Source organism: uncultured Sphingopyxis sp. (assembly GCF_900078365.1).
Lineage (GTDB): Bacteria > Pseudomonadota > Alphaproteobacteria > Sphingomonadales > Sphingomonadaceae > Sphingopyxis.
In genome coordinates, this window is sequence record NZ_LT598653.1 from 1,090,651 (window position 1) to 1,104,364 (window position 13,714).

General features: G+C 67.6%; 12 protein-coding genes. 3 read left to right on the plus strand and 9 right to left on the minus strand.

All coding sequences use genetic code 11. The features are described from left to right. Positions 1-30: 30 nt before the first annotated feature. The 6 genes from QZL87_RS04730 to QZL87_RS04755 form a co-directional block, all read right to left on the minus strand. Complete coding sequence (locus QZL87_RS04730) at positions 31-846, minus strand: carbohydrate ABC transporter permease (RefSeq protein WP_295324457.1); 816 nt, start codon at positions 844-846, stop codon at positions 31-33. Further along, on the minus strand, positions 843-1,739 hold the full coding sequence (locus tag QZL87_RS04735; protein WP_295324460.1) for a sugar ABC transporter permease: 897 nt from the start codon (positions 1,737-1,739) through the stop codon (positions 843-845). Before QZL87_RS04735 ends, QZL87_RS04730 begins: the two co-directional genes overlap by 4 nt. Continuing rightward, the gene (locus QZL87_RS04740) at positions 1,736-3,004 is read right to left on the minus strand and encodes an extracellular solute-binding protein (RefSeq protein ID WP_295324463.1); all 1,269 of its coding nucleotides are present in this window, start codon (positions 3,002-3,004) and stop codon (positions 1,736-1,738) included. The genes QZL87_RS04735 and QZL87_RS04740 overlap by 4 nt, the downstream gene beginning before the upstream one ends. 22 nt (positions 3,005-3,026) lie before the next feature. Then, a complete protein-coding gene (locus QZL87_RS04745; protein WP_295324467.1) occupies positions 3,027-4,058 on the minus strand; it encodes a LacI family DNA-binding transcriptional regulator in 1,032 nt (343 codons plus the stop codon). 114 nt (positions 4,059-4,172) lie between these two features. Then, positions 4,173-5,255: a sn-glycerol-3-phosphate ABC transporter ATP-binding protein UgpC gene (ugpC, locus tag QZL87_RS04750; protein WP_295324471.1), complete on the minus strand. Its 1,083-nt coding sequence runs from the start codon at positions 5,253-5,255 to the stop codon at positions 4,173-4,175. 22 nt (positions 5,256-5,277) lie between these two features. Then, positions 5,278-6,648: an MFS transporter gene (locus tag QZL87_RS04755; protein WP_295324475.1), complete on the minus strand. Its 1,371-nt coding sequence runs from the start codon at positions 6,646-6,648 to the stop codon at positions 5,278-5,280. A 260-nt stretch (positions 6,649-6,908) separates the two neighbouring features. Between QZL87_RS04755 and guaB the strand changes: the two genes are divergently transcribed. Genes guaB through QZL87_RS04770 form a run of 3 tightly spaced genes read left to right on the plus strand, consistent with a single transcriptional unit; the run spans position 6,909 to position 10,180 of the window. Next, entirely contained in the window at positions 6,909-8,366 is a 1,458-nt protein-coding gene (guaB, locus tag QZL87_RS04760; RefSeq protein WP_295324479.1) for an IMP dehydrogenase, read from the plus strand. A gap of 60 nt (positions 8,367-8,426) precedes the next feature. After that, positions 8,427-9,617, plus strand: a complete 1,191-nt coding sequence (locus QZL87_RS04765; RefSeq protein WP_295324484.1) for an RsmB/NOP family class I SAM-dependent RNA methyltransferase — start codon at positions 8,427-8,429, stop codon at positions 9,615-9,617. A gap of 11 nt (positions 9,618-9,628) precedes the next feature. Next, positions 9,629-10,180, plus strand: coding sequence for a tetratricopeptide repeat protein (locus QZL87_RS04770; protein ID WP_295324488.1), 552 nt, complete (start codon positions 9,629-9,631; stop codon positions 10,178-10,180). A 213-nt stretch (positions 10,181-10,393) separates the two neighbouring features. On the opposite strand, the gene rsmA is transcribed toward QZL87_RS04770, so the two are convergent. The 3 genes from rsmA to QZL87_RS04785 are packed head-to-tail and all read right to left on the minus strand — an operon-like array spanning position 10,394 to position 13,589. Beyond that, the gene (gene rsmA / locus QZL87_RS04775) at positions 10,394-11,233 is read right to left on the minus strand and encodes a 16S rRNA (adenine(1518)-N(6)/adenine(1519)-N(6))-dimethyltransferase RsmA (RefSeq protein ID WP_295324492.1); all 840 of its coding nucleotides are present in this window, start codon (positions 11,231-11,233) and stop codon (positions 10,394-10,396) included. Then, positions 11,230-12,249, minus strand: coding sequence for a 4-hydroxythreonine-4-phosphate dehydrogenase PdxA (pdxA, locus tag QZL87_RS04780; RefSeq protein ID WP_295324496.1), 1,020 nt, complete (start codon positions 12,247-12,249; stop codon positions 11,230-11,232). Before pdxA ends, rsmA begins: the two co-directional genes overlap by 4 nt. Beyond that, the gene (locus tag QZL87_RS04785) at positions 12,249-13,589 is read right to left on the minus strand and encodes a peptidylprolyl isomerase (protein WP_295324500.1); all 1,341 of its coding nucleotides are present in this window, start codon (positions 13,587-13,589) and stop codon (positions 12,249-12,251) included. The genes pdxA and QZL87_RS04785 overlap by 1 nt, the downstream gene beginning before the upstream one ends. Positions 13,590-13,714 lie beyond the last annotated feature (125 nt).

Consider the following 13,714-nt stretch of genomic DNA (forward strand, 5'->3'; position numbering starts at 1 on the left):
TTGTCCTTGGCAGGAGGAGGGAGTGGCGGGTCATCCCTTGACGCTCCCGGCGAGCAGTCCGCTCAAGTAGAAGCGTTGCAGCGAAAGGAAGAGGATGAGCACGGGCAGAGTGGTGACGACGGCGCCCGCCATCATCAGTTCGTTATCCTGCACATGCTGGCGGCCCATCGCCGCGAGCGCGACGGGCAGGGTGTAGAGGTCCTGATCGGCGAGGACGATCAGCGGCCACATGAAATCGTTCCAGTTCGACAGGAAGACATAGAGCGCGAGGGTGACGACGATCGGGGTCAGGATCGGCAGGACGATGCGGCACAATATCTGCCCCTCGCTCGCGCCATCGATGCGCGCCGCCTCGAGCATCTCGTCGGGGATCGACAGGCAATATTGGCGGACGAGGAAGATGCCGAAAATGCCCGCGAGCCACGGCACCAGTGCGCCGGCATAGCTATTGACCAGCCCCATCGCCTTGAGTTCGAGGAACAGCGGCAACATGCCGACCTGCCCCGGCACGACGAGCGCCGCGACGAGTATGCGAAAAGTGGCGTCGCGGCCCTTGAACCGCAATTTGGCGAAGGCATAGCCCGCCGGGATGGTGAAGAGCAAAGCGAGGCCCGTCGCGAGCGTCGAGACGAGGATGCTGTTGAACAGGAAATGGCCGACCCCGAAACTGCCGAAGAGCAGGCGGTAATTTTCGAGTGTCGGGCTCGCGGGCCACAGCGGCGGCGGAAATTGCGCCGCCTCGCCGCGCGCCATGAAGCTGACCGACACCATCCAGACGAGCGGCGCGATCGTGACCAGCGCGACGAGCGCGGCGAGCAGGGTGACGGACCAGCGGCGCAGACTCATATCGCGCCGCTCCGTTTCGCGAGCCTGAGCTGCACCAGCGTCACCGCCAAGATGCAGAGGAAGAGCAGGAAGGCGACCGCCGCGCCCGACCCCAGGTTCCACCATTTGAACCCTTCCTCATACATGAAATAGAGGATGGTGACGGTCGACTGGGCGGGACCGCCTTGCGTCATCACATAGGGTTCGGCGAAGAGCTGGAACATGCCCGCCACCGTGAGCACCGACACGAGCAGCAGCGTGGGGCCGATCGCGGGCAGGGTGACGTGGCGCAGCCGGGCGAACCATCCCGCGCCGTCGATCCGCGCCGCCTCGTCGAGCTCGCGCGGCACCGTCTGCAGCGCGGCGAGGAAGATGATCATGCTGTAGCCGAAGGTCTTCCACCCCACGAAGAGCAGGATCGCGGGCAGCGACGCTGTCGGGCTGCCGAGCCAGTCGACCGGCGGCACGCCGAAGAAGGAGAGGATATAATTGAGCAGGCCGTAGCGTGTGTGGAGCAGATAACGCCACACGACCGCGGTGGCGACGAGCGTCGTCACATAGGGCGCGAACAAGGCGACGCGCCACACCGGCCGCCATTTCAGCCAGCGCGAATTGACGAGCATCGCGGCGAACAGCGACAGTGCGACGATGAAGGGCGTGCCGACCGCGACGAACAGCAATGTGTTCGTCATCGCCTTCCAGAACAACGGATTTTCGAGCAGGCGCTCGTAATTGGCAAAGCCGACGAAGCGCAGATTGCCGATGTCGGCGAGCGCGTAAATGTCGAAATCGGTGAAGCTCAGAAACAGCGATGCGATCGCGGGCAGGACGAAGAAGAGCAGGATTGCCGCGAGCGCGGGCGAGGACATCGCCCAACCCGCGCGCGCCTCGTCCGCCCGGCCGACGCGGCTCACAGCGCGCGTCCCTTCTCGAGCATCCAGCGCCGCTTTTCGAGCAGCCGGTCGGCGCGCGCGTCGATTTCCTTCGCGGCCTCGTCGACGCTATATTGGCCGCGGACCATGCGCTCGGCGACGATTTGCATCTCGGTGACAATGCGCTCCCATTCGGGCACTTTGGGCAGCGCGGTCGCATTTTCGAGCTGGGCGCGGAACGGCGCGACCGCCGGGTCGCGCATCAACCCCGCCGCAGTCCACACCGAGCGCCGCGCGGGCAGGTCGCCCGTCGCCTCGTGGAGCGCGAGCTGCGCGCCAGAGGTCGTCAGGCGCGCCACCAGATCCCACGCCGCCCTGCCATGCTCGCTCCCCGCGAAGACGACGAGGCTTGACCCGCCCGGCGCCGCCGATCCGGTGCCTTCGGGGCCGGGGTTCGCCGCGGTGCCCCAGACGTCCTGCCGTTCGGGCCCGAGGCGGCTCCGCATGTCGCCTATCGTCCACGGCCCCGACAGGAACAGGCTGAAATAGCCGCGTCCGAATTCGGTCCAGACGTTGGAAATCTGCGCCATCGAGATCCGCGGCGCGAGCCCCTCGTCGAACAGCGATTTATAGAAAGCGAGCGCCGCCTTGAACTCGGGGTCCGAAAAGGCGCCGCGTCCGCCTTCGTCGCGCAGCATCCGCGCCCCCGCCGACAGCGCGAGCGTCGTCAGCTGCTCATATTCGTTGAGCGGATAGAGCAGCGCATAATTGCCGTCGCCCGCTTGGCCTTTCACCTTGTGGAGCGCGGCTTTCCACCCCGTCCAGTCGGACGGCGGCGCGGCGTAGCCCGCGCGCGCGAACAGATCCTTGCGATAAAATTGCAGCCGCGTGTCGACATACCAGGGGACGCCCCACGTCTTGCCCGCGATGCGGTTGGTATCGATCACCGCGCCGAACTGGTCGCTCAGCAACCGCATCGCACGTCCGGGCACCGGCACGATCGCTCCGATCGCGGCCAGTTCGGCGATCCAACTGTTGCCGACCTGCCCGACGCTGGGCAGCGATCCGCCGGCAAAGCCCGTGAGCAATTTCTCGTGCGCCGCGGTCCACGGCAGCGGCTGGACCGCGATCGGCGGCGCTTCGGCGGGCCAGGTAATGCCCTTGAGCAGCGCGGGAAGACTCGCCGCTTCATTGCCCATAGCCCAGATCGTCAGCGTATCGCGCCCGCGCGCATCGCAGCCGCCGAGCAGCGGAGCGAGGGGCAGCGTGGCGAGCGCGCCGGCCATATGGCGGCGCGTCAGCTGCATCGGCAAAGGCGCGCTGGGCAGCTCACGGCGCAGAGGCTCCCGCTGCGGCGCTCGTTCGCGCCGCGCCCGCCGTCGTGCCGCGCGCGATGAGGTTCGGGGTCAGGATCGTCGCGCTCGCTGCGCCCAGCGCGTCGCCGCGCAGCAGGCGAAGCAGCAGCATCATGCCCGTCGATCCCAGCCGGTCGATATTGACCTGCATCGTCGTCAGGCCGGGGCTCAAATGACGTGCGAGCGGAATATCGTCGAAGCCCGCGACCATCACGTCGCCGGGCACCGACACGCCGACGCGCGCCAGTTCGGCGATCAGCCCGACCGCCATCTGGTCGTTCGCGGCGAAGACCGCGTCGGCGGGGAGCTGGCCCTCGACGAGCAGCCGCGCCGCCTTCTCGCCGCTTTCCTCCGAAAAATCGCCGGGCAGGATCACCGGGCTGCGCTCCTTGGCGATCTTTGCCATTGCGTCGGCGAAGCCGCGCTGGCGGTCGCGCGCGTCGCGGTTGTGCTTGGGCCCCGCGATATGGATCACCTGCCGCGCGCCGCGCGCCAGCAGCGCCTCGGTCATCGCATAGGCGCCGCGATAATTGTCGACTGCCACGAAGGGCAGGTCGAGCGGGCCCGCATCATAGTTGAGTAGCACCGTGGGAAGCGCTGGGTCGAGATAGTCCGCCAGCAGTTCGGGCTTCAGATCGGGCGGCATGACGAGCAGCCCGTCGACGCGGCCGCGCATCGCGGCGATCGCCGCGGCGGTCTCGTGCGTGCTGCCGTGCATGTTGCCGAGCAGCAGGTGCATCCCCGATTCATGCGCGACCAGGTCGATGCCGCGAATGATTTCGGAGAAGAATTCGCCGAACAGGTCGGGCAGGATGACCCCGACGGTATCGGTCCTGCGCCGCGTCAGGCTGCGCGCGCCGCTGTGCGGCACGAAGTTCAGCTTCTTGACCGCCGCCATCACCGCGGCGCGGGTCGGTGCGGTGACGTTGCCGAGCCCGTTGATCGCGCGCGACGCCGTCGCCACCGAAACCCCCGCTTCGCGGGCGACGTCCCTCAATGTTGCCATGTCGCGGGCCCCCTTTCCCTCATATGGCGACGGGCCGCCTTCGCGACTCCGTTCCTCTCTCACCGGGCGCGGAAACGGCGACAGCGTAACCGGTTACAATGGCGAAATGCAAGGTCATTCGCCCGCGGTCTCCAGCGCATTGCCGTCGGCGCCGAACAGGTGCAGATGTGCGGGCGCGAAGGACAGGGCGACCGTGTCGCCTTCATCGAAGCTCCCGTCGTCGCGCAACTGGCACGCGATGGGCGCGTCACCGTCGCGCCCGCCGAGATGCAGTGTCGCCAGCCCACCCAGCCGCTCGATAAAACGGATGATGAAAGGCAGCGCGTCCGGCGCGTCGCCGACCGCGATGTCCTCGGGCCGGATTCCGATCGATAGCGGCGTTCCGGCCGGTGGCGGCGCGCTGAGCCGGGGCAGGGCGATGCTGCGCCCGCCCGCCAGCGCCGCGCGCCCGTTTTCGACCACCGTCGCGGGCAGGATGTTCATCCGCGGGGTGCCGAGAAACTGCGCGACGAAAATATTGGCCGGCCGCGCATAGAGGTCGCGCGGGGTGCCGACCTGTTCGATCCTCCCGTCGCGCATCACGATGATCCGGTCGGCGAGCGTCATCGCCTCGACCTGATCGTGCGTCACATAGAGCGTCGTCGTGCCGAGTTGGCGGTGGAGCTCGGCAAATTCATAACGCATCCGCACGCGCAGATCGGCATCGAGGTTCGACAGCGGCTCGTCGAACAGGAAAATCTGCGGTTGGCGGACGATCGCGCGGCCGATCGCGACGCGCTGCCGCTGCCCGCCCGACAAGGCCGCGGGCTTGCGATCGAGCAGCGCCTCGATGTTCAATATCGCCGCCGCGCGGCGCACCGCGGCATCGGTCGCCGCTTTGCCGGCCTTCGCGATGCGCAGCCCGAACGCCATATTCTCATAGACGCTGAGATGGGGGTAGAGCGCATAGGATTGGAAGACCATCGCGATCCCGCGCTGCGACGGCGCGAGGCCGGTGACGTCGCGGTCGCCGATGACGACGCGGCCGTCCGTCAGTTCCTCGAGCCCGGCCACGGCACGCAGCAGCGTCGACTTGCCGCACCCCGACGGGCCGACGATGACGGTGAATTCGCCGTCGGCGACCTCGATTGAAATACCTTTCAGCACTTCGGTGGCGCCGAAGTTCTTGCGCGCGCGCTCGATCAATAAACCGGCCATGATCCTCCGCGTCCCGAAGGCCTCAGTGGACCGTCACGCCCGCGCCCGCCCGCCGCGCGGGCGCGCGCGCCGCAGCCATCGCGAAGAGGCACAGCACCGCATAGCAGGCGGCTGGCAGGATCAGCGCAGCAGCGTAGCCCATTGCGCCCGACAAGGCGCCGACGATGACCGGGACGATCGCACCGCCGATGATCGCCGTGCATAGCAGCCCCGACGTCGCCTCTGCGCGTGCCTCCGATCGCTCGAGCGTCAGCGTGAATATCACCGGAAACATGATGGAATTGAACAGGCCGATGGCGAGCGCGACGAAACCGGCATTCACGCCGCCGACGAACACGACATAGAGGCACATCAGGCAGGCGATGGCGGTGAAGATGGCGAGCAAGCGTGCCGCCGGTGCGAGGGCAAGCAGCACCGATCCGATCGCGCGGCCGACCATCGCGCCGCCCCAATAGAAGGCGACTGCCTTGCCCGCCTCCTGTAACGATACGCCGGCGACGCCGTCGCTGCCCATGGTGAAACCAAGCAGCGGGACGCCGAAGGCGGCGTCGGACTGCCCCCAGATCGCGTCGCTGTTCAGGAACAGCGCCATTTGGGTGCCGATCGCGACCTCCGCGCCGACATAAAGAAAGATCGCGATAGCCCCGATCCGTGCCCAGCGCGATGCCAGCGCCTCGCGGATCAACTCGCCCATGCCGACCGGCGCTCCGAGCGGCGCGGGGGGCACGGCTGCATCGACAATGCGGCGGCTGATCCAGAAGAAAAGAAACAGCGCCGCGATCAAGCCGCAGAGCCAGAAATAGGCCGAATCGATTCCCGCCAGCGCCTGTGCGCGGACCGCGTCGGTCAATGCTCCGCCGTCCTTGACCTCGACGCCTTCCAGAAACAGGTGTGCGCCGATCAGCGGCCCAAGAAAGGTGCCGAAGCTGTTGAACGTCTGACTGAGCGTTAGCCGGAAATGGCTCCATTTCGGATTGCCGAGCGCGGCCGCGAGCGGATTCGCCGCAACCTGAAGCACGGTAATGCCGCTTGCGAGGATGAAGAGGCCGACGAGGACAAGGATATAAACCGCGAGGTTCGCCGCCAGCAGCATCACGAGGCAGCCGCCGACCATCGTCGCCAGCGCCCCAAGAATAGACGGCACCGAGTTGAAGCGTGCAATGAACTTAGCGGCCGGAAAAGACATCAGGCCATAGGCGGCGAAGAAGGCAAAGGCGGGAAGCTGGGCCATCGTATCGCTCAGCGTGAAGATGCCCTTCACCGCAGCGACCAGCGGGTCGATCAGCGAGGTGATGAAGCCCCAGGCGAAGAACAGCACGGTCACCGCGGCAAAGGCCGCCATGGCATTCGACCGGCCGCCGGTGCTGGCGGTCGCCTGGCTGGGCAGGTTCATTCGCAATATCCTCTTCGCCGCTACTATGTTATGCGGCGGGTCTAACGGGGCCTCGGAAGCAATGCAACCGGTTACATCGGTGGCGATGACGCGCGTCTCCGCGGCGCTCCGGCGGCCCTCCCGAATCACGTGAAATAATCGTTCGTCCCCCACTGGCGCGCGCGGGCGCGACTGGTTACATGGGCCGCCACCAAATGATTCGCGTGTGCCGCCCCGAAAGCTTGGGGGCAGGCGCCGCCCGCAGCAGAAAGTGGCACCCCATGGAAATCATCACCGGCCTGACCTTCGACGATGTGCTGCTGGTGCCAGGGGCGTCGGACATCCTGCCTTCGGATGCCAATCTCTCGACCCAGCTGACCAGCGAGATCAGCCTCAACATCCCGGTCCTGTCGTCGGCGATGGACACGGTGACCGAGGCCGACATGGCGATATTGATGGCGCAGATCGGCGGCATCGGCGTGCTTCACCGCAATCTGACCGTCGAAGAACAGGCGGCGGCGGTGCGGCAGGTCAAGCGCTTCGAAAGCGGCATGATCGTCAACCCGATCACCATCACCCCCGACGCGCCGCTTTCCTACGCGACCGCCTTGATGGACCAGCACCGGATCTCGGGCATTCCGGTGGTCGAAACCGGCGGCAAGCTCGTCGGCATCCTGACCCATCGCGACGTGCGCTTCGCCGACAATCCGGGGCAGCCGGTGCGCGAGCTGATGACCGCCGAAAATCTCGCGACCGTCCGTGCCGGAGTCGGGCAGGACGAGGCGCGCAAATTGCTCCACCAGCGCCGCATCGAAAAGCTGCTCGTCGTCGACGACGATTATCACTGCATCGGCCTGATCACCGTCAAGGATATGGAAAAGGCGGTCAATTTCCCCGACGCGACCAAGGACGGGAACGGCCGCCTGCGCGTCGCTGCGGCGACGAACACCGGCGATAGCGGCGTCGAGCGTGCCGAGGCGCTGCTCGAGGCCGAATGCGACCTGATCGTCGTCGATACCGCGCACGGCCACAGCAAGGGCGTCGGCGAGACCGTCGCACGGATCAAGAAATTGTCGAACCGGGTGCAGGTGCTCGCGGGCAATGTCGCGACCGGCGACGCGACCAGGGCGCTGATCGATGCGGGCGCCGACGGGGTGAAGGTCGGCATCGGGCCGGGCTCGATCTGCACCACGCGTATCGTCGCGGGTGTCGGCGTGCCGCAGCTCACCGCGATCCTCGACAGCGTCGAAGCCGCGTCGAAACTCGGCGTGCCGGTGATCGCTGACGGGGGCCTGCGCACCTCGGGCGATGTCGCCAAGGCGCTCGCGGCGGGCGCGTCGAGCGTGATGGTCGGATCGATGCTCGCGGGCACCGCCGAGGCGCCGGGCGAAACCTTCCTCTATCAGGGGCGCACCTACAAAAGCTATCGCGGCATGGGTAGTGTCGGCGCGATGGCGCGCGGCTCGGCCGACCGCTATTTCCAGCAGGATATCAAGGACCAGATGAAGCTGGTTCCCGAAGGCATCGAGGGGCAGGTGCCGTTCAAGGGCCCTGCGAAGGACGTCATCCACCAGATGGTCGGCGGCGTGAAGGCGGCGATGGGCTATACCGGCAGCCGCACCCTCAAGGATTTCCGCGAGCGCGCCAAATTCGTGCGCATCACCAATGCGGGCCTGCGCGAAAGCCATGTCCACGACGTCGCGATCACCCGCGAGGCGCCGAATTACCCGGCGGGTTGAGGTCGGCGATGCGGCCGTCCACTCCTTATCCCCTCCCGCCTGCGGGAGGGGCTTTATAGCATGACCCCGGCCGCCCGCCTTCAAACCGCCATCGAGATCCTGGACGCCATTGCCGTCGCGGCGCGAGAGGGTGGGGCACCCGCCGATGCGATCTTCGCCGAGGCGATGCGCGCGCGCCGCTATGCGGGGTCGAAGGACCGCCGCGCGATCCGCGCCCATGTCTATGACGCGATCCGCGCCGTGCGCTCGGCGCCCGCCTCGGGCCGCGCGGCGATGCTCGCGCTCGCCGACGCGCAGCCCGAACTTGCCGCGCTTTTCGATGGCTCGCCTTACGGTCCCGCGCCGATCGCCGCCGACGAACGGCGCGCCGAAACCGGGCTCGCCGCAGAGGCGCTGATTGACCTCTTCGACCCGCTCGTCGGCGAAGACGAGCATGACGCGATGCTGACGCGCGCGCCGCTCGACCTCCGCGCCAACCGGATCAGGGCGGAAGGCGGCGATCTCGCTACGCTCTTTCCGGAGGGCGAGGCGATCCCCGGCGCGCCCGACGGCTGGCGCCTACCGCCCGAAACCGCCGCGACCCAGCACGCCGCCTACACCGAAGGCCGCTTCGAGGTGCAGGACGCCGCGAGCCAATATGCCTCCGCCGCTTTGGACGCGGCGCCGGGGCGGGCCATCGTCGATCTCTGCGCGGGCGGCGGCGGCAAGACGCTCGCCATCGCCTCGCTGACCGGAAACGACGCCGACATCCTCGCCGCCGACACCAACCGCGCGCGCCTCCAGCAGCTCGCCCCGCGCGCCGAACGCGCCGGAGCGACGCGCATCGAAATGCGGCTTCTCAACCCGGGGCAGGAGGCGGACATGCTCGCCGACTGCCGGGGCAGGGCGGCGCGGGTCTTCGTCGATGCGCCCTGCTCGGGCAGCGGCACCTGGCGCCGCAGCCCCGAACTGCGCTGGCGGCTCACCCCCGCGCGACTCGACCGCCATCTCGCCGATCAGGCGAAGCTGTTGGACATAGCCGCCGATCTGGTGGCGCCGGGCGGCAAACTTCTCTATGCTGTCTGCTCGATCATCATGCGCGAGGGGCGGGCACAGGTGGATGATTTTCTGAACCGGCATTCGGGCTGGACGGCCGACGCGGGCTATCTTCCCGAGGGCATCGGCCGCGCCGCGGGCCCAGGTTTCCTGCTGACTCCGGCGCATGACGGCTGCGACGGATTTTTTCTCGCACGGCTGACCGCGCCATGTTAGCATCCCCTGCAATGAAGCGATGGGAGAATGCGATGCGCGTCGGTTTTCTGGCTCTTTCGGCGGGATTGATCCTCGCCAGCCTGCCCACCGCCTCCGATGCCCAGCGCGCCGACAACGACATCTTCCCCCGCTCGATCGCGCTTCAGCAGGAAGGGCAAAAGGCGCAGGAGGCTGGCGATCTCGATCAGGCGATCGACTTCTATGAATCGGCGCTCGCCGCCGATCCGCGCAACCGTTCGGCGATCATCGCGCTGGCGCAGGTCGCGCGTGCGCAGGGGCTGCCGGGCAAGGCGATCGGCCTCTATCGCGAGGCGCTGATCCTCGAACCCAAGGACATCGTCGCGCTGACCGGGCAGGGCGAGGCGCTCGCCGACAAGGGTGCGCTCGAACTGGCGCGCGAAAAGCTCGCCGAGGCCGAGCGCGTCTGCGGCGCTAAATGCCCGCAGGTCGCCGCGCTCGAAAAAACGATCGCATCGAGTGCATCGAAACGCGTCGTCGCCGCCGAGGCACTCGTGCCGACGCCGGTCGTCGCGACGGTCAAGCCGGCCACGGGGCAGAATTAAGAAACGTCGTCCCCGCGAAGGCGGGGTCACTATGGATGTGGCGCAAGGCTGCCAGCGGTCCCCGCCTTCGCGGGGGCAACGTTTGGAGTTTGAACCTTCCCATCCGAATCGTCATCCCGGCGCAGGCCGGGATCTCGCCGGTGCATCACAAGGCGAGGTCGAGATCCCGGCCTGCGCCGGGATGACGGGTGGTGTTTGAAGCCAACCCTCGATCTACGCGCCGAGCGCGCGTGCCAGCGCGACCCATTCATCGACGCTCACCGTTTCCGCCCGCCGCGTCGGGTCGATGCCCAGCGCCTCCGCCGCCGCGACCGCGCCCTCGATCCCCTTCAGGCTCTGGCGCAGCATCTTGCGCCGCTGGCCGAAGCCTTTTTCGGTGAGCTTCGACAGGATTTTCGGCTCGACACCCGCGGGCTGATCGCCCGGCGTCACATGGACGATCGCCGACATCACCTTGGGAGGCGGGGTGAAGGCCGACCGATGCACCTTCATCGCGATCCTGGCGTTCGAGCGCCACTGCGCGAGCACGGCGAGCCGGCCATAGGCGTTCGTCCCCACCGGTGCGACGATGCGCTCGGCGACCTCGAGCTGGAACATCAGGGTCAGCGACAACCAGCGCGGCGGCCACGCCGCGGGCTCGAGCCAGCGGGTGAACAGCGCGGTGCCGACATTATAGGGCAGGTTGGCGACGATATGATAGGGCGCCCCGCCGGTCAGCGCATCGACGTCGACCGCCATCGCGTCGTCGGCGATCACCGTCAGCTGCCCCGGAAAGGCGTCGCCCAGCTCGGCGAGCAACGGCAGGCAGCGGTCGTCGCGCTCGACCGCGATCACCTTCGCTCCCGCGCGCAGCAGCGCGCGCGTCAGCCCGCCGGGGCCGGGCCCGACCTCGAACACCGTCGCGCCGCCCAAATCGCCCGGAAGCGCCGCGATCCGGTCGAGCAATTGCTCGTCGAACAGGAAATTCTGCCCCAGCGCCTTGCTCGCCGACAGGCCGTGGACACGCACCGTCTCGCGCAGCGGCGGCAGCGGCGTGCGCGGCTGGACCGTCACTTTGCGGACGCGCAGCCGCGCTCGCGCGCCGTCGCCATCCGCGCGGCCATCGCGATCGCGGCGATCGTCGGCCCGGGATCGGCGCGGCCGGTGCCCGCGATGTTGAACGCGGTGCCATGGTCGGGCGAGGTGCGGATGATCGGCAGCCCGAGCGTCAGATTGACCCCGTCGTGGAAATGCAAGGCCTTGAACGGCGCCAGCGCCTGATCGTGATAGCCGCAGAGCAGCGCGTCATATTGGTCGCGGATGCCGGGAGCGAAGAGCGCGTCGGCGGCGAGCGGGCCATCGACGGCGATCCCGTCCTCGGCCAGCTGCGCGATCGCGGGCTTCATGATCCGCTCCTCCTCGCCGCCGAGCTGGCCGCTCTCGCCCGCGTGCGGATTGAGCCCCGCGAGCGCGATGCGCGGCGCGTCGATGCCGAAATCGCGGCGCAGCCCGCGCGCGACGATCCGCGCCTTGGCGACGATCAACTCGACCGTCAGCCGCTCGGGCACTTCGGCGAGCGGGATATGCACGGTCAGCGGCACGACGCGCAAGGCCGGCCCGGCCAGCATCATCACCGCATTGGTCGCGGTCACGCCGCAGCGTTCGGCGATGAATTCGGTCTGTCCGGGATGCGTATAGCCGATGCCGTGGAGCGCATGTTTCGACACCGATCCGGTGACGAGCGCCGAGCTTGCCTGGGTCCGCGTCAGCCCGATGCCCGTTTCGAGCGTGTGGAGCGCGCAGGTCGCGCCGGCCGGCGTCGGGGATCCGGGGGTCAGCGGGCCGCTGTCCTCGAGATGCCAGACGGGCAGCGCCTCGCCAAAGGTGCGCACGACCTCGTCCATGTCGCCGACGCGCGCCACGGGCCCGTCCCATACGGCTTCGATCGCGGCGATGTCGCCGATCGCGACAAAGGGAGGCAGGCGGTTTTCGGTGCGCGCGGCCCATGCGCGCGCCGTGACTTCGGGGCCGACGCCGGCCGGGTCACCCATGGTGACCGCGATCGGGCGCCTGATATTCAACTCGGACATCAGCTATATTCGATCACGGCATCCCGGCGCAGGTCGCGCAGATAGCGCTGGGCCCGCTTGTTGACCTTTTCCTCCAGCAGCTTCTGCTCGATCTGCTCGAGGTTCGGCGCCGTCGCCGTCTGCGGCATGTCGCGGCCGCAAAGGACAAGGACGCTGACGCCTTCGTTCGCGGCGCCGAAGGGCTGCGTCGTCTGGCCGACCTGCAAGTTGACGAGCGTCGCCTGGAGCGGTGCGGGCAAGGCGCGCATTTCGATATTGTCGCGTGATACGACGCTCGCGCCCAATTGCTGCGCCACCGCGTCGGCGGCGCCGCAGCCGGCGATGGCGCCCGTCGCTTCGGCGAACTTGCTGGCGAGCTCGGACGCCTTTTCCTGCGTCGTCCCGGCCGGGAAATCGAGCGAGATCTGCTTCAGGCTGAGCACCGCGTCGCGCGGGTCGGCGGTCAGCACCTGGCGCCGGTCGATCAGCAGCATGATCGAAAGGCCGCCGGGCACCGAGACCGGCCCGACGAGCTGGCCGGGCTGCATCTGCGTCGCGGCCTCACCCATCGATGCGGGCAGCTGCGCCGCTTTCACCCAGCCGAGATCGCCGCCAACGACCGCGGTCGACGCTTCGGAGAACTGGCGCGCATAGGCGGCGAAGCTGCCACCGGCCTGCAGGGCCTGGATGATCTTCTGCGCGTTTTCGGTGACCGCGGCCATATTTTCGGGGGTCGCCGACAGATAGATTTCGCCAAGGTGGAATTCATCCTGGCCCTTGGCCGCTTCCAACTGCTTGACGATCAGGTCGACCTCTTCGGTCGAAACGTTGGTCGTCGACTGGATATTGCGCGACAACAGCCGATCCCACGCGAATTCGCCGCGAATCTGCTGCTTAACCGCCGCGGCCGACGAGCCCTTCGATGCCAGATATTCCGAAAATTGCTCGGGTGTCTGCTTGAAGCGCGTCGCGAGCCGGGCGAACTGGTCGTTGACGACATTTTCGTCGATCGCGATCTCGGCCGCCTTGGCTTCCTGGATCTGCAATTTCTCGTCGATCAGGTTGCTGAACACCTGGTTGCGCAGTCGCTCGATCTCCTCGGGCGGCAGCTCGATATTGTTGTTCGCGATGCGGATCAGCGCCATGCGCTGTTCGATGTCGGTCGCGGTGATGATCTCGCCGTTCACCGTCGCCGAGGGGCGATAGACGTTCGGCTTGGCGTCGCCGTAAAGCTGCACATTGCCGGGAATGTTGAGGCTGGTCGTCGGCACTTCGCTGTCGGGCACGGTCTGCGCCAGCACGGGCGCCGCGCCGACGGCGGCCAAGGCGATCAGGCCGGTCATGGTCGAAAATTTGGTCATCTTTACCCTATTCGAGAAAGTCCGGACGCTCCGTATCAGCGGATACGCCCGATGGTCCAGCGCAATCCGCCATCGGAGCCATTTGATGCCTGCAGATACGCCGCGGACGCTGAACCTAGGCTGAG